Raw genomic sequence first — 19,412 nt, 5'->3', positions numbered from 1 at the left:
ACCCCCGAGTTACACGTTCGCGCACCCGCGAGTGCGTCCTGAACGTGTAACTCGGGGGTCCTGGAAGTACGACACGGGGGGCCTGGACGTACGACTCGCGCGGGGTTCAGGCGGTGGACCAGGCTTCCGCCAGCAGTGCCCGGGTCTCGGGCAGCAGCTGCGGCAGGACCTTGGTGTGGCCGATGACCGGCATGAAGTTGGCGTCGCCGCCCCAGCGCGGCACCACGTGCTGGTGCAGGTGGGCCGCGATGCCCGCGCCCGCCACCACGCCCTGGTTCATGCCGATGTTGAAGCCGTGCGGGCTCGCCACCAGGCGGATCACCCGCATCGCCCGCTGGGTGAACTCGGCGAACTCGACCGTCTCGGCGGGCGTCAGGTCCGTGTAGTCCGGCACGTGCCGGTACGGCAGGACCATCAGGTGACCCGGGTTGTACGGGTACAGGTTCAGCACCGCGAACACCAGTTCGCCGCGCGCCAGGATCAACCCCTCGGCGTCGGCCAGACCGGTCACCCGGCAGAACGGGCACCCCTCCGGCTCGTCCCCGACCGCCTTGCCCTCGCCGCGCACGTAGGACAGGCGGTGCGGGGTCCACAGCCGCTGGAGCGCGTCGTGGACCCCGACCCCGTCCTGCTCCTCGTAGTCCGTCGTCACCTGAGGAGGTCCGCGGTGGGCGAGGAGTTCTCCCGCCGGGAGACCCAGTCGACGACCAGCTCCACGGCCCGCGCCACCGGCACGCCGTTGACCTGCGTGCCGTCGCGGAAGCGGAACGACACCGCGCCCTCCTCCACGTCCTTGCCGCCGGCCAGCAGCATGAACGGCACCTTCTGCGTGGTGTGCGTGCGGATCTTCTTCTGCATCCGGTCGTCCGAGGCGTCCACCTCGACCCGGATGCCCCGCGACTTCAGCGCCGCGGCGACCTCGCGCAGGTGCTCCACGTGCTCGTCGGCGATCGGGATGCCGACCACCTGCACGGGCGCCAGCCACGCCGGGAACGCGCCCGCGTAGTGCTCGGTCAGCACGCCGAAGAACCGCTCGATCGAGCCGAACAGCGCCCGGTGGATCATGATCGGCCGCTGCCGCGAGCCGTCCGGGGCGGTGTACTCCAGCTCGAACCGCTTGGGCTGGTTGAAGTCCAGCTGGATGGTCGACATCTGCCACGACCGGCCGATGGCGTCCTTGGCCTGCACGGAGATCTTCGGCCCGTAGTACGCCGCGCCGCCCGGGTCCGGCACCAGTTCCAGCCCGGAGTCGACCGCGGCCTGCCGCAGCGTCTCGGTGGCCTCTTCCCACTCCTCCGGGTCGCCGATGAACTTCGGCGAGTCGTCCCGGGTGGACAGCTCCAGGTAGAAGTCGCTCAGGCCGTAGTCGGCGAGCAGGTCCAGCACGAACTTGAGCAGCGACCGCAGCTCGCCCGGCATCTGCTCCTTGGTGCAGTAGATGTGCGAGTCGTCCATGGTCAGGCCGCGCACCCGGGTGAGGCCGTGGACCACACCGGACTTCTCGTACCGGTAGACCGTGCCGAACTCGAACAGCCGCAGCGGCAGTTCCCGGTAGGACCGCCCGCGCGACCTGAAGATCAGGTTGTGCATCGGGCAGTTCATGGCCTTGAGGTAGTAGTCCTCGCCCTCGAACTGGATGGGCGGGAACATCGTGTCCGCGTAGTACGGCAGGTGGCCCGAGGTGTGGAACAGCCCGCTCTTGCTGATGTGCGGGGTGTTCACGAACTCGTAGTCGGCGTCCTCGTGCCGGCGGCGCGCGTAGTCCTCCAGCTCGCGGCGGATGATGCCGCCCCGGGGGTGGAACACCGCCAGGCCGGAGCCCAGCTCGTCGGGGAAGCTGAACAGGTCCAGCTCGACGCCGAGCTTGCGGTGGTCGCGCCGCTCGGCCTCGGCAAGGCGCTCCAGGTGGGCGTCCAGCGCCTCCTGCGACTCCCACGCGGTGCCGTAGATGCGCTGGAGCTGCGGGTTCTTCTCGTCACCGCGCCAGTAGGCGGCGGCCGGGCGGGTCAGCTTGAACGCCGGGATGTGCTTGGTCGTCGGCACGTGCGGGCCGCGGCACAGGTCGCCCCACACCCGCTCGCCCGAGCGCGGGTCGAGGTTGTCGTAGACGGTCAGCTCGCCCGAGCCGACCTCCATCACCTCGGAGGTGTCGACGTCGCTCTTGAGGTCGACCAGCTCCAGCTTGAACGGCTCCGCCGCCAGCTCGGCCTTCGCCGCGTCCACCGACTCCACCACCCGGCGGTTGAACCGCTGGGCGCCCTTGACGATCGCCTTCATGCGCTTCTCCAGCGCCTGGAGGTCCTCGGGGGTGAACGGCCGGCCGACCTGGAAGTCGTAGTAGAAGCCGTCCTTGACCGGCGGTCCGATCCCCAGCTTCGCCTCGGGGAACTGCTGCTGCACGGCCTGCGCCAGCACGTGGGCGGCGGAGTGGCGGATGACCGAGCGGCCGTCCTCGGTGTCGGCGGCGACCGCCTCCACCTCCACCTCGACCGACGGCGCCCACGACAGGTCCCGCAGGTGGCCTTCGGGATCGCGCACGACCACGACGGCGTCGGCGCCCTTGCCGGGCAGACCCGCCTCGCGCACCGCCGTCCCCGCGGTGGTCCCCGCCGGCACCACCACGCGCGGTGGGGCTTGAGCGGCTGCGGGACGTGGCTGGGACACGATGACTCCTCGGGTGTGCGGGCGGTCCTTCCCCCGAGATGTTATCGGTGCTCACCGACTCGTTTTCGGCCGCACCGCTCCGGCACGCCGGGTAACGTGCCGCTCCCGACCCCCGATCGTCACCGGTAGTGACCGCGGAGGAAACGAGGTGGTCCCCGTGCTGCGGCTCGAAGTGCTGGACCACCGCGACGCGACCTCCTGGCGGTGGCGGCTGACCGACGGCGGCGCCTTCGTCGCCGATCACCTGGTCGGGTTGGACCCGGCGGAGTGGCGGTTCGAGGCGTTCACCGACCTCTACCGCTACCTGCGGTGGCACGCCGCCCCCGACCGGCGGGCGGCCCACGAGGCGGAGCTGGTCGCCCAGGTCGGGGACTGGGTCGCGGACCGCGTCCTGGGCCCGATCGCGGGCGCGCTGGCCGCGGCGCGGCGGCCGGTGCGGCTGGAGGTCGGCGCGGGCGTGCTGGGCCACCTGCCGTGGGAGCTGGCCCGGGTCGACGGGCGGACGCTGGCCGAGCACCGGGTGGTCTTCGTGGTGGACCGGTCGCCCCGCCGGCCCGTGGCCAAGGCCGAGGTGGGCGACAAGCTGCGGATGCTCGCCGTGTTCAGCCTGCCGGAGGACGCGGGCGCGCTGAACCTGCGCAAGGAGCGCCACGCCCTCGCCCGCCTGGTCCACGACATCGCCAAGGTCCACCACAAGGGCGTCGAGCTGCGCGTGCTCCAGTACGGCGCGACCCGCGAGCGGCTGGAGGACGCGCTGCTGGAGCAGGAAGGCTGGGACGTGGTCCACCTGTCCGGCCACGGCCTGCCCGCCGGGCTGGTGCTGGAGGACGAGGCCGGCGGGCGCGACCTGATCACCGGCACCGACCTGGTCGACCTGCTGGACCTGACCTCGAACCAGCTCAAGCTGGTCACCCTGTTCGCCTGCGAGTCCGCCGCCGTGACCGCCGCCGAGCACCTGCACCACCTGGGCCTGGGCCCGGCGGTCCGGGCCGACACCGCCCCGGTCGGCTCGCTGCCCGCCGTGGCCACCGAGGTGGTCGGCAGGCTGGACTGCGCCGCGCTGGCCATGCGGTACCCCGTGACGGACGACTTCGCGATCGCGCTGGCCGGCTCCTTCTACCGGCTCGTGCTGGGCAAGGGGCAGCCGGTCGCGCGGGCCCTGGCCCTGTCGCTGGCGAAGGCGACCGGGCTCGCGTCGGCGACCCCGACCCTGTTCGGCGCCCGAGCCGCCGACCTGCGCCTCGTGCCGCCCGCCGGCGAGCCGCTGGTGTTCCAGGTGGAACACCGGAAGCTGGCCGGGTTCCCGCCGCAGCCGGACCGGTTCGTGGGGCGGGTGGGGCCGATGACCCGGGCCACGACCGCGCTGGCGCCGGGCGGCGGACGTGCCGGGGTGCTGTTCCACGGGATGGCGGGGGTCGGGAAGACCGCCTGCGCGCTGGAGCTGGCCTACACCCACCAGGACTCGTTCGGGTCGCTGGCCTGGTACGCCGCGCCGCCCGAGGGGCACGCGATCACCACCTCGCTGGTGGACTTCGCCTTCGCGCTGGAGCGGCAGCTACCGGGGTTGAGGCTGGCCCACCGCGTGACCAGCCCGGACGCGCTGCGGGCGGCGCTGCCCGCGTTGAGCGAGGCGCTGGAGCAGGACCGGGTGCTGATCGTGGTGGACAACTGCGAGTCGCTGCTGACCGGGGACGGGCGGTGGCGCGACGAGTCGTGGGGGTTGTTGGTCGGCGCGCTGCTCGGCCACGGCGGGTTGTCGCGAGTGGTGCTCACGTCGCGGCGGAGGTTCGTGGACGTGCCGGGGGCCGTGGTGGTGGAGGGCGTGCACGCGCTGTCGCTGCGGGAGAGCGTGCTGCTGGCCCGGGAGTGGCCGAACCTGCGTCGTCTCGTCGACTCGGACCAGGGGTTGGCCGCTCGGGCCCTGGGGGTGGTGCAGGGGCACCCGAAGCTGCTGGAGCTGGCCGAGGGGCACGCCGGTGATCCGGTGGCGCTGGCGGAGCGGTTGGACGGGGCGGATGGGGAGTGGCGGGCGCGCGGGGTGCGGCTGGAGCCGTTCCTGAGGGGTGAGGGCGGAACGCCGGACGGTGAGGACTACCTCGCCGTGGTGAAGGGCTGGACGCTGGCCACGGCTGCCGCCCTGCCGCCGGGGTCGCGGCTGTTCTTCCAGTTCCTGTGCTGCCTGGAGGACGACGACCGGATCTCCCCGGTGATCGAGCGCTGCCGGCCGCCGGCGCTGGAGGACGCCGGCCCGGCGGAGGAGCTGGTCCGGCCGCTGGTCGAACACGCCCTGGTCACGGTGGTGGCCGAGACCGGTCACCACGGCATCCACCCCGGGGTGGCCGAGGCCGGGCGCAGGTCCGCTCCGGAGAGCTTCGGGGAGGTGGTGGACACCGTCGCGGCGGACTTTTGGCTGAAAACGCTCCGACACGCGGTGGTGCAGGAGGCCGGCGGCCGGCTCGGAGGGTTGGTGCGCCGCGCGGCTCTCGCGGCGACGCCCTACCTGCTGCGCCTGCAAGCGTGGGACGAACTGGACACCGCGGTCGGTCAAGCGCTGAACCGCGACAGCTCCTCGGCCACCGCCGCCGCCCTGCTGCCCGTGCTGGACACCGCGGTCGACGCCACCCTGGGCACGGAACTCGCCCTGTTCCTCGGCCACAACCGAGCACGTGCCGTGGAGCGCATCGACCCCGTTCGGTGCGAGTCGCTGTACCGGGAACTCCTCACCACCGCGGTTGCCGAGGGGCGGTTCACGCAGGCGTCGTCGATCGCATCCAACCTCATCCAGTTGCTCAACAGACGGGGGCGGTGGGTGGAAGCCCGCCGCCTGGCCGAGGACATGTCCGACTACGTGGCGCGGGACGGGTTGGGCCCGTGGACGCGGATCGCCAGTGACGGGCACCGCCTCAACCTGCTGTACGAAGAGGGCCACTACGAGCAGGTCCTCCAGGCTGTCGGACGCCACCTGGAAGCCATGGCCGAACTGCCTGTCAACTCCGGGGAGCCGGAACTCTCCCCGACGTGGAGCGTGCGGGAGAACACGGCATCGCTCGGCGCGCTCGCGGCCGGTGAACTCGGCCGGTGGCAGTACGCCCTGGACCTGAACGCCATCACCCTCACCTCCCAGGCCGATCGGGACGCGAGCGAACTGGAACGGGCGAACGCCGCGTTCAACGACTACAGCCCCCTGCTCGCCCTGGGACGTACCGCCGAGGCCCAGGGGCTGCTGCGCCGGTGCCTGCCGGTCTACGAGGCGAACAACGACATCGGCGGCACGGGAAAGGTGCTGGGCGCGCTCGCCGAGGTGGAGGCGGCGCTCGACCACCACGACGTGGCGGCGGGCCTCGGACGGGAGTCCCTGCGGTTGCAGTACCTGGCCGGGGACACCGCGGCGATCATCACGGCACACCACAACCTCTCCGACTGCCTCGTCCTCGCCCGCGGGGACGAGGCGTCGGCCTGGGCGCACGCCGCCGCGGGCGCGGTGATCGCGCACCAGGCCGGCAACGGCTACCTGGCGATCACCGTGCGGAGCCTCGGCGCACTGCTCGCCGTCAGGAGGTGGTCGACGGACAGCTTCGACACCGTCCGCGATCTCGTGGAGCGGGTCGAGGGCGTGCGTTTCGCCGAGATGGTCGCGGAACTGGCGCGGCACACCGTCGACGGACCCGCAGCCCTCGCCGAGGTCCTGCGGATAGTGGGAGAGGCCGCCCGGTCGCTGACGGACGGGGCGAGGCGGTTCGAACCGATCGCGTCCGCCCTGCTCGCGGTGGCTCGCGGCGGTGGGGAAGCAGAGGACGCGGGCGCGCTCGTGGAGGTCTTCGTGTCCAGGCTGGGCGAGAGGAACCGGCAGCTGGCCGGAGTTCTGCGGCGCTTGCGCTCCGGTGAGGAGGTGACGTCGGTGGACGGCGTCTCCGGGTTCGACTCGGTCCTCCTCCGGTACCTGCTGGACGTGCTGGCCGGCGAGGTCGAGGTGGACCCGGACGCCTGGCGGAGGATCGTGGTCTCAGCCCAGGATGAGACCGGGAACGGCTGAGCCGGACACCACCTCGCGGCCGGTCGTGCGCTCATAACGCCGGACCAGGTCGCGGCGGCGCGCCCCGTGCCCGAGGCGGCGTTCGGCGCGCAGCAGCGGGTTGCGGCGCGGCGGCGGGAACCTCGTCACCAGGTCGGCCAGCACAGCCGCCCGGTTCACGCGCGCGGTCGCGAGCAGCCAGGCCACGCCCGGGTCGAGGGTGACCAGGGTCAGCGCCAGGTGCTCCCGGCGGTGCTCACGCTCGCGGCGCGCCAACGCCAACCGCAGCGACGCCGCGTAGGCCGCCTGGGCGTCCAGGCCGAGGGGCGGCTCCGTGCGGGCACAGCGCTCGCGGGCCCGTCGCGCGCCCAGGGGCAGCAGCGGTTCCCGGGCCGGCGGTCGGTCGACGACGCCCAGCAGGTCGCCCGGGTCCACCCCCAGCACGGCCAGGGTCTCGCGGTCGGCCGCCGCGCCCGCGCCGTCGCCGGGCGCCGCGCGGACGGCCTCGCGCAGCGCGTCGGCGTGCCCGACCAGGTCGGTCAGGGCCAGCAGGAGGTGTTCGCCGCCCGTCCTCGGGTGGCCCAGCTCGCGGGCCAGCGCCTGGGCCCGCCCCATCGTCCGGCCCAGCTCCGGGTGATCGCCTCGGAACACCTGCTCACCCCTCCTTGCCGTGCTTGCGGTGGACGGTCTGCTTGGTCACGCCCAACCGCAGCGCGATGTCCCGCCACGACCAGCCGGCGCGGCGGGCGTTGGCGACGTGGTGCGCCTCCAGCTGCTCGACCAGGCGGCGCAGGCGGGCCACGGCGCGCAGTCCCGCGTCCGGGTCGGTCCCCCGCACGGCCTGGTCCAACTCGGTGATCGCCGACATGTCGTCAGCTTATGCTGACGACCGAACGAGCGTCAACACATGCCGACGGCGGATTCCACAGCGGATCGACAGCGGGCCGTGACCGGCCGCACAGCGTCCGCTCAGGTTGAGCGCGCACCCTTGCCGCAGGTCAGACAGCAGAGGAGAGGCCGCCATGTCCGAGCAACCGCCCGCACCGGAACCTCGCCCCGCCGCCGAGCAGCCCCCTCCCCCGACAGCCCCGCGCCGGAGGTTCGGCCGCGTCGTCCGGCACCGGGCCACCCAGCTGGTCGCCGTCGGCCTGCTCGGTCTGGTCCTCGGCGGCGGGCTCGTCGCGCTCCTCGACCGCGACCACCACCGCTTCGGCAACGCCGACCGCCCCGGCACCTCGCGGTTCGACGACCGCGGGCCCGGACGCGGCGATTTCGACCGGGGAGAGCGAGGGGAGCGCGAGGAGCGCGGGCAACGGGGAGACCGGGGGGACCGCCCGGACCGGGGCGACCGCTAGGCGAGGAAGCCGCGCAGCAGCACGGCCGTGCCGTCCAGGTGCTCGGCCATCGCCCGCCGCGCGGCTTCGCCGTTCCCCGCCAGGATGTGGCCGACGATCCCCTCGTGCTGCTCGTTCGAGTGAGCCAGGTTCGGCGACAGCAGCGGAATCCGGTCCAGCAGCTCGTTGACCCGCGTGCGGGCGTCGGCCACGGCCGCGGTCAGCGACGCCGAGCCCGTCGCCTCCGCGATCGCCAGGTGCAGCCGCGAGTCCTTGCGCCGGTACTCCTCCAGCGCCGCGCCGCCGCACTCGGCCAGCCGCCCCAGCAGGTCGCGCCGCTCGACCGGGCCCAGCGCCCGGCCGGCCGCGCACTCCGCCGCCCCCGTCTCCACCGCCGCGCGCCACGTCAGGGCGTCCACCAGGTCGGCCGCCGCGACCCGGCCCCCCGCCGCCGGGACGGGCGGCGGCGAGGTGACGAACGTGCCGCCGTACCGGCCGCGCCGCGACTCGACGTACCCGGCGTCCTGGAGGGACCTGATCGCCTCGCGCAGCGTCACCCGGCTCACGCCGAGCCGGCCGGCCAGCTCCCGCTCGGCGGGCAGCCGCTCCCCCGGTCCGACCACGCCCAGCCGGATCGCCCGCACGAGCCGCTCCACGGTCTCCTCGAACGCGTTGCCCGCCCGCACGGGGCGGAACACCGCGTCCCGCAGCGGCGTCACAGCGGTGTCACGTAGGCCCCGGCGATGCCACCGTCCACCAGGAAGTTGGCGGCGGTGATGAACGAGGAGTCGTCACTGGCCAGGAACGCGACCGCGCCCGCGATCTCCTCCGGCTCGGCGAACCGGCCCAGCGGCACGTGCACCAGCCGCCGCGCGGCGCGCTCCGGGTCCTTGGCGAACAGCTCCCGCAGCAGCGGGGTGTTCACCGGTCCGGGGGACAGCGCGTTGACCCGCACCCCCTGCCGCGCGAACTGCACGCCCAGCTCCCGGCTCATCGCCAGCACCCCGCCCTTGGACGCGGTGTAGGAGATCTGCGACGTGGCCGCGCCCATGGTGGCCACGAACGACGCCGTGTTGATCACGGACCCCCTGCCCCGGTCGAGCATGTGCGGGATGGCGTACTTGCAGCACAGGTACACCGAGGTGAGGTTCACCCGCTGCACCCGGTCCCACGCCTCGATGCCGGTGGTCAGGATCGAGTCGTCCTCCGGCGGCGAGATGCCCGCGTTGTTGAACGCCACGTCCAGCGAGCCGTAGGCGTCCACGGCCGTCTGGAACAGGGCCTGGACCTGCTCCTCGTCGGTCACGTCGACCTGCACGAACAGCCCGTCCACGGCCTCCGCCGCGGCCTTGCCCGCGTCACCGTCCACATCGGCCACGACGACCCGCGCGCCCTCCGCCGCGAGCCGCCGCGCCGAGGCCAGGCCGATGCCGCTGCCGCCGCCGGTCACCACGGCCACGCGGCCCTCAAGTCGCTGAACCATTGCCACTCCGATCAGTGCGCGAGGAAGACGTTCTTGGTCTCGGTGAACGCGTCGAGCGCGTCCGGGCCCAGCTCACGGCCCAGGCCGGACTGCTTGAACCCGCCGAACGGGGTCCAGTACCGCACCGACGAGTGGGAGTTCACCGACAGGTTCCCGGCCTCCAGGGCCCGCGACACCCGCAGCGCGCGCCCCACGTCGCGCGTCCAGATCGAGCCGGACAGCCCGAACGAGCTGTCGTTGGCCAGCCGCACGGCGTCCTCCTCGTCGGTGAACGGCAGCACGGCCACCACCGGCCCGAAGACCTCCTCCACGGCCACCGGGTCGGTCGGCGCGACCGGCGCGAGCACCGTGGGCGGGAACCAGAAGCCGGGACCGCCCGGCGCCGAGCCCCGGAACGCCACGGGCGCGTCCGGCGGCACGTAGGAGGCCACCCGCTCGCGGTGGGCGGCGGAGATCAGCGGCCCCATCTCGGTCGCCTCGTCGCCGGGCGGACCCACCACGACGCCCTTGACCGCGGGTTCCAGCAGCTCCATGAACCGGTCGTAGACCGAGGACTGCACCAGGATGCGCGAGCGGGCGCAGCAGTCCTGCCCGGCGTTGTCGAACACCCCGTAGGGCGCGGTCGCCGCGGCCCGCTCCAGGTCCGCGTCGGCGAACACGACGTTGGCCGACTTGCCGCCCAGCTCCAGGGTGACCCGCTTGACCTGCTCCGCGCACCCGGCCATGACCTGCCTGCCGACCCGCGTGGACCCGGTGAACACGACCTTGCGCACGGCCGGGTGCGTGACGAACCGCTGCCCCACCACCGCCCCGGCGCCCGGCAGCACCTGGAACACGTCCTCGGGGATGCCCGCCTCCAGCGCCAGCCCGGCCAGCCGCAGCGCGGTCAGCGGCGTCAGCTCGGCGGGCTTGAGCACCACGGTGCAGCCCGCCGCGAGCGCGGGCGCGAAGCCCCACGCGGCAATGGGCATGGGGAAGTTCCACGGCACGATCACGCCGACCACGCCGACCGGCTCCTGGAAGGTGACGTCCCACCCGCCCGCCACCGGGATCTGCCGGCCGAACAGCCGCTCGGGCGCGGCCGCGTAGTAGTGCAGGACGTCGCGGACGTTGCCCGCCTCCCAGCGGGCGTTGCCGATGGTGTGCCCGGCGTTGAGCACCTCCAGCGCGGCGAGCTCCCCCACCGCGCCGTCGACCGCGTCGGCGAAGCGCCGCAGCAGCCGCGCCCGGTCCCCCGGCGCCACCGCGCGCCACGCGGGCAGCGCGCGGGCCGCGCGGTCGATCGCCGCGTCGGTCTCCTCGGCCGAGGTCGAGGGCACCGACCGGACCACCTCGCCGGTGGCCGGGTTGATCACGTCGTGGGCGGTCATCGCGCTCCTCGCTGCCGAACCGGCCGGTCCCGGACCTCGTCCCGGACGGCCTTCTCCAGGGCGGCCCGCTCCTGGGCCGCCTTCTCCCGCGCCGCCTTCTCCAGGGCGGCCAGCTCCCGCGCCGCGCGGTCGCGGGCGGCCCCGACCAGGGCGGCGAACAGGCGGTCGTCCTCGCTGTCGGCCTCGGGGTGCGACTGCACGCCGAGCACGAACCGCGACCCCCGCAGCTCGACCGCCTCCGCGGTGCCGTCCGGGGCCCTCGCCACCACCCGCAGGCCGTCGCCGACGGTGTCCAGGGCCTGGTGGTGGTGGCAGTGCACGGTGGTCGCCGGCCCGACGACCGAGGCGAGCACCGAACCCGGCGCCACCGCGATCCCGGTGTGGCCGAACACCCCCGGCGCCGGGTTGTGGCCGTCCACGTGCTGGAGCAGCGTGCCGCCCAGCGCCACGTTGAGCACCTGCATCCCCCGGCACACCGCGAGCACCGGCAGGTCCAGCTTGAGCGCGGCGTGGGCCAGGTCCAGCTCTGCGGCGTCCCGCTCGGGTCGCGCCGGGCCGGTGCGCGGGTCGCGCGGGCGGCCGTAGCGCGCGGGGTCCACGTCCGCGCCGCCGGAGAGCACCAGGCCGTCGAGGAACCCGATGCCGTCGGCGTCCCAGGTGCCGACCGGCGGCAGCAGCACCGGGTTGCCGCCGGCCCGCACCACCGCGTCGAGGTAGTCGCGGTGCAGCACGGCCGCGTCCACGTCCCACACGCCGAACGTGGTGCGCTCCAGGTAGGTGCTGACGCCGATCAGCGGCCTAGAGCCGTTCGAAGCCACGGACGCGCTCCCAGTCGGTCACGGCCGAGTCGAACGCGGTCAGCTCCACCCGCGCCGCGTTGAGGTAGTGCTCCACCACGTCCGTCCCGAACGCCTCGCGGGCGATCTCGCTGCGGGAGAGCAGGGACGCGGCGTCGCGCAGCGTGGTGGGCACCGTGGGCCGGTCGGAGGCGTAGGCGTTGCCGATGAACTCCTCCTCCAGCGGCAGCTCGTTGTCCAGGCCGTGCAGGCCCGCCGCGATGAGCGCGGCGACCGCCAGGTACGGGTTGACGTCCGCGCCGGGCACCCGGTTCTCGAACCGCAGCGACGGGCCCTTGCCGACCACGCGCAGCGCGCACGTCCGGTTGTCCCGGCCCCACGCCACCGCCGTGGGCGCGAAGCTGCCGCGCGCGAACCGCTTGTAGGAGTTGATGTTCGGGGCGAGGAAGCAGGTCAGCTCGCGCAGGGCGGCCAGCTGGCCCGCCAGGAAGTGCTCCATGGTCTTCGACATGCCGTCGCCGTCGGCGAACACCAGCTCGTCGTCGGCGGAGCGCAGGCTGAGGTGGATGTGGCAGGAGCTGCCCTCGCGCTCGTTGTACTTGGCCATGAACGTCAGCGACTTGCCGTGCAGCGCCGCGACCTCCTTGGCGCCGGTCTTGTAGATGCCGTGGTTGTCGCACGTGGCGAGCGCCTCGGTGTAGCGGAACGCGATCTCGTGCTGGCCGGGGTTGCACTCGCCCTTGGCGGACTCGACCACCATGCCCGCGCCCGTCATGTGGTTGCGGATGTCGCGCAGCAGCGGCTCGACGCGCCCGGTGCCGAGCAGCGAGTAGTCCACGTTGTACTGGTTGGCCGGGGTGAGGCCGTGGTAGCCGCGGTCCCACGCCTGCTCGTAGGTGTCGTTGAAGACGATGAACTCCAGCTCCGTGCCCGCGAACGCGCGCAGGCCGCGCTCGGCGAGGCGGTCGAGCTGGCGCTTGAGCACCTGCCGCGGCGAGACGGACATGGGCTCGCCGTGGTGGTCCACGACGTCGCACAGGACCAGGGCGGTGCCCTCCTGCCACGGGACGCGGCGCAGCGTGGCCAGGTCGGGCCGCATCACCAGGTCGCCGTAGCCCTGGTCCCAGGACGAGTTGGCGTAGCCGGCGACGGTGTTCATCTCCACGTCCACGGCGAGCAGGTAGTCGCACCCCTCGGCGGAGTGCTCCAGCACCTCGTCGAGGAAGTAGCGGGCGGCGCAGCGCTTGCCCTGGAGGCGGCCCTGCATGTCGACCACGGCGACGAGCACCGTGTCCACCTCACCCGAGTCCACCAGCACGCGCAACTCCTCCACGGCGAGCATCCGCACCACTCCCAAAGGTATGACGGCGAGCCATTGGACCGCCTCATCTTGACACCACCGGGTGAGGGCACGCCACCGCCCGGACCGCTCGTCCTCCCGCCGGGGCCCGGAATCCGCACCCGGACCGCCGTTGACACGGTCGGGTGGCTCGGCCACGCTCAACACCCGCAGCAATGGAGCGCGACTGACCCATTAGAGGGAGCGCACATGGCCAAGCACGTCGAGTACGAGACGGTGGGCAGCGACTACCTGGAGCAGCGGCAGCTCAAGCGCGGCGCGGCGGGGTGGGTGCTGCTGGCCGGGCTCGGGGTCTCCTACGTGATCTCCGGCGACTTCGCCGGGTGGAACTTCGGGTTGGAGCAGGGCGGTTGGGGCGGCCTGCTCGTCGCGACGGTCCTGATGGGCGCCATGTACACGTGCATGGTGTTCGGCCTGGCGGAGCTGGCCTCCGCGCTGCCCGTGGCGGGCGGCGGGTACGGCTTCGCCCGGCGCGCGCTCGGCCCGCTCGGCGGGTTCGCCACCGGTGTCGCGATCCTCATCGAGTACGCCATGGCGCCCGCGGCCATCGCGGTGTTCATCGGCGGGTACGTGGAGACGCTGGGGCTGTTCGGGCTGACCAACTCCTGGCCCGTGTACCTGGTGTGCTTCGCGGTCTTCATCGGCGTGCACCTGTACGGCGTGGGCGAGGCGCTGCGGCTGATGTTCGTGATCACCGGGGTGGCCGTGGTGGCGCTGGTCGTGTTCGTGATCGGCATGGTGCCCGCGTTCGACCCGGACAAGCTGTTCGACGTGGTGGGCGGCGACGGCGGGTTCCTGCCGTTCGGCGTGGCGGGCGCGCTGGGGGCGCTGGTGTACGCCATCTGGTTCTTCCTCGGCGTGGAGGGCGTGCCGGTGGCGGCCGAGGAGGCGCGCGACCCGAAGCGGGACATGCCGCGCGGGATCATCGGCGCGATGCTGGTGCTGCTGGTGTTCGCGGGCGCCATCCTGGTGCTGGCGCCGGGCGGCGCGGGCTCGGAGGCGCTGAAGGCGTCGGACAACCCGCTGCCGGCGGCGGCGCGCGCGGCCTACGGCGAGGGCAGCGTGCTGGCGCAGGTGGTGAACTACGTCGGCCTGGCCGGGCTGGTGGCGAGCTTCTTCTCGCTGATCTTCGCCTACTCGCGGCAGCTGTTCGCGCTGTCGCGGGCCGGGTACCTGCCGCGGTGGCTGTCGCGGACCGGCCGGCGCAAGACGCCGTACCTGGCGCTGGCCGTGCCGGGCGTGATCGGCTTCGCGCTGGCGGCGATCACCCGCGACGGGGCGCAGCTGATCAACATCGCGGTGTTCGGCGCGGCGCTGTCCTACGTGCTGATGATGGTGTCGCACATCGTGCTGCGCGTCCGCGAGCCCGAGCTGGAGCGGCCGTACCGGACGCCGGGCGGCGTGGTGACGACGGGGGTCGCGCTGGTGCTCGCGGTGGCGGCGGTGGTGGCGACGTTCTTCGTCGACGAGCTGGCCGCGGGGATCACCGCGGGCATCGTGGTGGTGGCGCTGGCCTACTTCTGGTTCTACAGCCGGCACCACCTCGTGGCGTCCGCGCCGGAGGAGGAGTTCGCCGCGATCGCGCGCGCCGAACAGGAGTTGAAGGACTGACACCGCCGGTTCGGGTGGTTTCCCGGCTCATCCACGCCACCCGAACCAGGTTCCCCCTAACGTGGAATCAAGTTCCGCTCCGCAACGGGAATACCTCATCCATCGGGTGCCACCGAGGAGGAGGTTGAACCATGACACCCAAGAAGGTTGCGGTTGGCCTGGCCATCGCGGCACTGATCGTCACCACCGGCACGGCGGGCGCCGCGCCGACCCAGCAGGAATCGGTGCTGTCGCTGACCAACCAGGAGCGCTCCGCGGCCGGGTGTCCGGCACTCGCGGTCAACGACCAGCTCGCCGCGGCGGCCCGACGGCACAACGACGAGATGATCAGGACCGGCAACTTCAGCCACACGGGGGTGGACGGCAGCACCGCCGCCCAGCGGGTGTCCGAGGCCGGGTACCCGTACCGGGTGACGGCCGAGAACATCGCCGCCGGGCAGGGGACGGCGGGGGAGGTCGTGCGGGACTGGATGAACAGCGCGGGGCACCGGGCCAACATCCTCAACTGCGAACTGCGGGACCTCGGTGTGGCGTACGGCGTGGACGCGGGCGGGCGGGCCTACTGGACCCAGGAGTTCGGCGTGCGGCAGTGACGCGGGTGGCGGTGACTCACACGGCAATGGCGTGGGCGGCGGCGCCGGCTCAGGCGCCGCCTCACTTCCCGTCCCACGGCACCACAGCGCTGCCCTCGCCCAGCAACTCGGCGCCGACGACCTTGGTCAGCCGCCCCTCCACCCTGATCCTCAGCCCGCGCCGGCCCGCGAACGCGGCCAGGTTGACCGGGCTGCCCTCGGTGAAGCGGATCTCCCGGAGGGCCAGGTGGGCGATCGGCGCGAGCGAGCGGACGTCGCGCGTCGAGTCGAGCGTCAGGCTCGTCAGCCGGCGCAGGTCGGCCAGCGGTCGCAGGTCGAGCACCGTGGTGCCGGCCAGGTCCAGGTCGACCAGCTTCTCCAGGGCGGCGACCGGCGCGAGGTCGAGCGTGCCACAGCCGCGCAGGGCCAGGCGCTCCAGCGTCCCGGCCCACCACCCGATCACGTCGAGGTTCACCAGGTCCAGGCGCGTCAACCGGAGCTCCACCGGGCCGGCCAGGAACGCCAGCTGACGCAACAGGTCCAGGCCGGGGACCCTGGTCAACTTGACCACCCGCAACCGCCAGCCCCGCGCCAGGGCGCCCAGCTCGGCCAGGTCGCAGCCGCCGATCAGGTGCAGGTGGTTCAGGGTCGGCGCCCGGCGCAGCCCGGACAGGCCCGTGATCCGCTCGGCGGTGACGCGCAGCGAGCGCAGCGAGGCGAACCCGCCGAGGGGCGAGACGTCCAGGTGGCGCGGGTGCACCAGCCTCAGGTGCGTCAGCCCGGGTGTCCGCAGGGTGCCCAGGTCGACGTCGTCGCCCATCGCCAGGGTGAGCACCTCGACCTGGGGCGGCACGAAGTCCAGCGGTCCCGGGGGCGCCGGGCAGGAGACCCGCCGGACCAGGGTCAGGTGGCGCAGGGCCCGTGCCATCCGGGGCTCCGGCACGCTGACCGACCGCACCGGCAGCTCCGCGAGCACGGCGGCGGCGTAGGCGTCCGGGTCGAAGTCGCCCCACGCGGCCACCAGCTCCTGCTGCACCTTCTCCCGCTCGTCGCGGCGGTACTCCGCGAGCAGCGGCAGCGCGTCGTCCAGGCCGGTGGCGGCGGCGGCCCGGACGGTCGCGGCCACCTCGGCCTCCGAGCGCGGCCGCGCCGCGGCCAGCAGGTCGAGCACGAACGGTCCCGCGGAGGCGAACGCCTTGGCCGCCGCCAACCCGCGCGGCGGGAGCAGCCGGGCCGCCGCGGCCTCCACCCGCGCCCGCGTCGCGGGGGCCAGTTCCGGCGCGGTCTCCAGGCACGCGACCGCCAGCAGGTGCAGCGCGTCGCGGTGCCTGCGCGCCTCGTCGCCCCGGGTCAGCAACCGGTCGAACAGCTCCTCGCGGCGCGTGCCCGGGGCGTGCCCGGCGGCCATCACCACCACCTCGTGCCACTGGTCGTGGTGGGCGTGGGCGACCAGGGCGCCCAGGTCGTCCACGTCGACGGCCGCTTTGGCCGCCAGGTACTCCTGGAACGTGCGGTGCACGAAGTCGACGCGGCCCTCCACCGGTTCGCGCAGCAGTCCGGTGCGCTCCAGCAGGTGCCGGTACACCTCCTCGGCGGACGCCCGCACCTCCGGCATCGAGGTCAGCCTGCGCCCCACCTGGCCGACGGCCCCGGGCACCGGCGCGTCGGTGAGGTCGTTGCGGATGAACCAGTACGCGAGGTCTCCCAGCAGCAGCGCCTTCCGCGTGCGGGACAGGCCGGGCATCGCCTCGATGCGCCGCTCCGCGTCCCGCCGCTCCAGGAGCATCTGGAGGGCGGTGTCGTACAGCTCCATGCGGCTGTCGGGCAGGTCGCCGCGCCGGTCGCGGTGCAGTGCGCACAGCAACGCGCACAGGAGCGGGTAGCCCGCCAGCTTGCGCAGGTGGTGGCGCGCGTCGAGCTGCGCCAGCAGGCGCTGCCGGTGCTCCGCCACCTCCTGGTGGGCCCGCTCGTCGGCCAGCCCGGCGCGCGCCGCGTCGTGCCAGCGCTCGACGAACACGCGCACGTCGGCCGGTGTCATGGGGCGCAACGACGCCACCGTGAAGCCGTCGGCGGCCAGCCAGTCGGGGTCGACGGCGCTCGGTCTCGAGGTGACCACGTAACGGGCGCCCGGGAAGGTCAGGATCAGGGACCGCAGCCACTCCCGCGCCTCCTGTCGGCGGTCGGGCGCCAGCTCGTCGACGCCGTCCACGAGGACCAGCCCCCGCCCCGACCGCAGCTGCGCCTGCACCCAGCCGGGCGGCATCTCGTCCGCGATGTGCCTGCCGACCTCGTCCGGGAACCGCTCCGGGGCGGGCAGGTCCCGGTCGGCGTAGCGGCGGAGCGGGACCAGGAAGGGGACCGCGTCGTTCCACGCGGTCAGCGGGTCGACGAAGTCCCGCTGCGCGCCGCGGACGGCGATCCACTGGAGCAGGGTGGTCTTGCCCAGCCCCGCCTCGCCGCGGATGAAGATCCGCTCCCCGGTGGCCAGCAGGTCCTCCACCCGCCGACCGGCCGCGGCGTAGTCCCCCGGCCCGCCCTCGGCGGTGAGGCTGATGTAGGCGACCGACAGCGGGTAGCGGCGGCTCGCCTCGGACAGCGTCGCGCCGAACATCTCGACCTGGTCGAGCGTGCCGGCGACCAGTTGCCGGTAGTCGTAGGAGAAGTCGGCGGAGGCGCGCCGCTGGGGCAGGCGGTCCAGCACCTTGCGGACCTCGGTGACGATCTCGGTCTCCCGGCGCAGGATCTCGGTCAACGCGCTCGGGCCGAACGCCGGCAGGGCCCGGGACACCTCGATCACGTAGCCCGCGCACTCGCGCAGCAGCAGCCCGTACAGCTGCGCGCCGTCGGTGGACAGCCCGTCGGGCGCGGTCGGCACGCGGCCGCGCAGGTGGCGGTCCAGCCGGCGGGCGTCGAGGTCCGCGGCGAACAGGTCGTCGTGGTCGAGCGCGGCCTCCTCGAACGTCTCGCGCACGGCCTCGATCGCGGCCAGGCGCTCGTGCTCGGGTAATCGGCGGTACTCGGTGTCCACGATGGGCTGCACCCGCTCCACCACCGCGTCGGTGAACTGCTCCGCCACCCGCCGCAGCTTGCGCTGGTCGAGCGCGTTGGTGAGGCGTCGTTCCAGCAGGTCGACGCCGGTGCCGCCGGCCGCGGCGGTGACCGACTTGTCGCCCAGCCAGAGCTTGAGCGCGCTGCGCACCACCGATGCGCCCAGCGGGATGAGCACGGCTTCGACCCCCATGCCCCCATCGTGCCGGACGAGGCGTGCCGTCCGCCGAACGCCCTGGCAGGATCGGGGCGTGAGTGACATTCAACGAGTTGGAGTGGTGGGCTCGGGTCTGATGGGCTCCGGCATCGCCGAGGTCTGCGCACGCGCGGGCCTGGACGTGCTGGTGGCCGAGGTCAACCCGGACGCCGCCGAGGCCGCGCGCGGGCGGATCGCCTCGTCGCTCGGCCGCGGGGTGCGCAGCGGGAAGCTGTCCGCCGAGGACCGGGACGCCGCACTGGAGCGCCTCCGGTTCACCACCGACCCGGGCGACCTCGCCGACCGGAACCTGGTCGTGGAGGCCGTCGCGGAGAACGAGCAGGTCAAGATCGAGGTGTTCGCGGCGCTGGACAAGGTCGTCGAGGACCCGGACGCGATCTTCGCGTCGAACACCTCGTCCATCCCGATCATGAAGCTCGGCATGGCCACCGGCCGCCCGGAGCAGGTCATCGGCGTGCACTTCTTCAACCCGGTGCCGGTGCTGAAGCTGGTCGAGCTGGTGCCCTCGCTGCTGACCGGCGAGCAGACCAGGTCGCGCGCCGAGGCGTTCGTGACCGGCGTGCTGGGCAAGGAGGTCATCCGCTCGCAGGACCGGGCCGGGTTCGTGGTCAACGCCCTGCTCATCCCCTACCTGCTGTCCGCGATCCGGATGATGGAGTCCGGCTTCGCCAGCGCCGAGGACATCGACAACGGCATGGTGCTCGGCTGCGCGCACCCGATGGGACCGCTGCGCCTGACCGACCTGATCGGCCTGGACACCACCAAGGCGATCGCCGAGTCGATGTACGAGGAGTTCAAGGAGCCCCTCTACTCCCCGCCGCCGCTGCTGCTGCGCATGGTCGACGCGGGCCTGTTCGGCAAGAAGAGCGGGCGCGGGTTCTACGACTACTCCTCCTGACCCGGGGTGCCGGAGGGGCCGTCGGCCGGGTGGTCGGCGGCCCCTC

Annotated in this window: 15 protein-coding genes; 5 read left to right on the top strand and 10 right to left on the bottom strand. The window is 73.4% G+C overall.

What is annotated here, in order from left to right; genetic code table 11:
- Positions 1 to 106 precede the first annotated feature (106 nt).
- Together ACFP3R_RS05740 and thrS are read right to left on the bottom strand one after the other, a co-directional pair.
- Positions 107 to 652, bottom strand: a complete 546-nt coding sequence (locus ACFP3R_RS05740) for an HIT family protein (protein ID WP_380633540.1) — start codon at positions 650 to 652, stop codon at positions 107 to 109.
- Positions 649 to 2,664: a threonine--tRNA ligase gene (gene thrS, locus ACFP3R_RS05735; RefSeq protein ID WP_380633539.1), complete on the bottom strand. Its 2,016-nt coding sequence runs from the start codon at positions 2,662 to 2,664 to the stop codon at positions 649 to 651. Before thrS ends, ACFP3R_RS05740 begins: the two co-directional genes overlap by 4 nt.
- Before the next feature lie 157 nt (positions 2,665 to 2,821).
- Here thrS and ACFP3R_RS05730 point away from each other — a divergent pair, with 157 nt between their 5' ends.
- On the top strand, positions 2,822 to 6,697 hold the full coding sequence (locus ACFP3R_RS05730; protein WP_380633537.1) for a CHAT domain-containing protein: 3,876 nt from the start codon (positions 2,822 to 2,824) through the stop codon (positions 6,695 to 6,697).
- Here the strand turns inward: ACFP3R_RS05730 and ACFP3R_RS05725 are convergent.
- Both ACFP3R_RS05725 and ACFP3R_RS05720 read right to left on the bottom strand, forming a co-directional pair.
- Positions 6,668 to 7,327 carry a peptidase gene (locus ACFP3R_RS05725; RefSeq protein ID WP_380633536.1) on the bottom strand — a complete coding sequence of 220 codons (660 nt, stop codon included), beginning with the start codon at positions 7,325 to 7,327 and terminating at the stop codon, positions 6,668 to 6,670. The genes ACFP3R_RS05730 and ACFP3R_RS05725 overlap by 30 nt on opposite strands.
- Before the next feature lie 4 nt (positions 7,328 to 7,331).
- Complete coding sequence (locus ACFP3R_RS05720) at positions 7,332 to 7,544, bottom strand: RNA polymerase subunit sigma-70 (protein WP_380633534.1); 213 nt, start codon at positions 7,542 to 7,544, stop codon at positions 7,332 to 7,334.
- 154 nt (positions 7,545 to 7,698) lie between these two features.
- Here ACFP3R_RS05720 and ACFP3R_RS05715 point away from each other — a divergent pair, with 154 nt between their 5' ends.
- A complete protein-coding gene (locus ACFP3R_RS05715) occupies positions 7,699 to 8,031 on the top strand; it encodes a hypothetical protein (protein ID WP_380633533.1) in 333 nt (110 codons plus the stop codon).
- Here ACFP3R_RS05715 and ACFP3R_RS05710 read toward each other — a convergent pair.
- From ACFP3R_RS05710 to ACFP3R_RS05690, 5 genes are read right to left on the bottom strand one after another with little or no spacing between them, the layout of a single operon-like run.
- On the bottom strand, positions 8,028 to 8,729 hold the full coding sequence (locus ACFP3R_RS05710) for a FadR/GntR family transcriptional regulator (protein WP_380633532.1): 702 nt from the start codon (positions 8,727 to 8,729) through the stop codon (positions 8,028 to 8,030). The genes ACFP3R_RS05715 and ACFP3R_RS05710 overlap by 4 nt on opposite strands.
- Positions 8,726 to 9,493 carry a 3-oxoacyl-ACP reductase gene (locus ACFP3R_RS05705; protein ID WP_380633530.1) on the bottom strand — a complete coding sequence of 256 codons (768 nt, stop codon included), beginning with the start codon at positions 9,491 to 9,493 and terminating at the stop codon, positions 8,726 to 8,728. Before ACFP3R_RS05705 ends, ACFP3R_RS05710 begins: the two co-directional genes overlap by 4 nt.
- 11 nt (positions 9,494 to 9,504) lie before the next feature.
- Positions 9,505 to 10,863 (bottom strand): aldehyde dehydrogenase family protein, encoded by a 1,359-nt coding sequence (locus tag ACFP3R_RS05700; RefSeq protein WP_380633528.1) that lies wholly within the window; start codon positions 10,861 to 10,863, stop codon positions 9,505 to 9,507.
- Positions 10,860 to 11,681: a gamma-glutamyl-gamma-aminobutyrate hydrolase family protein gene (locus tag ACFP3R_RS05695; protein ID WP_380633526.1), complete on the bottom strand. Its 822-nt coding sequence runs from the start codon at positions 11,679 to 11,681 to the stop codon at positions 10,860 to 10,862. Before ACFP3R_RS05695 ends, ACFP3R_RS05700 begins: the two co-directional genes overlap by 4 nt.
- A complete protein-coding gene (locus ACFP3R_RS05690) occupies positions 11,662 to 13,002 on the bottom strand; it encodes a glutamine synthetase family protein (RefSeq protein ID WP_380633822.1) in 1,341 nt (446 codons plus the stop codon). Before ACFP3R_RS05690 ends, ACFP3R_RS05695 begins: the two co-directional genes overlap by 20 nt.
- Positions 13,003 to 13,209: 207 nt before the next feature.
- On the opposite strand from ACFP3R_RS05690, the gene eat reads away from it, so the two are divergent.
- Entirely contained in the window at positions 13,210 to 14,631 is a 1,422-nt protein-coding gene (gene eat, locus ACFP3R_RS05685; protein WP_380633524.1) for an ethanolamine permease, read from the top strand.
- Positions 14,632 to 14,762: 131 nt separating this feature from the next.
- The gene (locus ACFP3R_RS05680; RefSeq protein ID WP_380633523.1) at positions 14,763 to 15,224 is read left to right on the top strand and encodes a CAP domain-containing protein; all 462 of its coding nucleotides are present in this window, start codon (positions 14,763 to 14,765) and stop codon (positions 15,222 to 15,224) included.
- A gap of 61 nt (positions 15,225 to 15,285) precedes the next feature.
- Here the strand turns inward: ACFP3R_RS05680 and ACFP3R_RS05675 are convergent, their stop codons facing one another.
- Positions 15,286 to 18,444, bottom strand: a complete 3,159-nt coding sequence (locus ACFP3R_RS05675) for an NACHT domain-containing protein (RefSeq protein ID WP_380633521.1) — start codon at positions 18,442 to 18,444, stop codon at positions 15,286 to 15,288.
- Between the two features lie 58 nt (positions 18,445 to 18,502).
- On the opposite strand from ACFP3R_RS05675, the gene ACFP3R_RS05670 reads away from it, so the two are divergent.
- Positions 18,503 to 19,366: a 3-hydroxybutyryl-CoA dehydrogenase gene (locus ACFP3R_RS05670; RefSeq protein WP_380633519.1), complete on the top strand. Its 864-nt coding sequence runs from the start codon at positions 18,503 to 18,505 to the stop codon at positions 19,364 to 19,366.
- The last annotated feature ends 46 nt before the right edge of the window (positions 19,367 to 19,412 follow it).

Origin of the sequence: Saccharothrix lopnurensis (assembly GCF_042658445.1) — a bacterium.
GTDB classification, from domain to species: domain Bacteria; phylum Actinomycetota; class Actinomycetes; order Mycobacteriales; family Pseudonocardiaceae; genus Actinosynnema; species Actinosynnema lopnurensis.
Note: the sequence above shows the minus strand (reverse complement) of the source record. Positions and strands in the feature narration are given on the sequence as shown.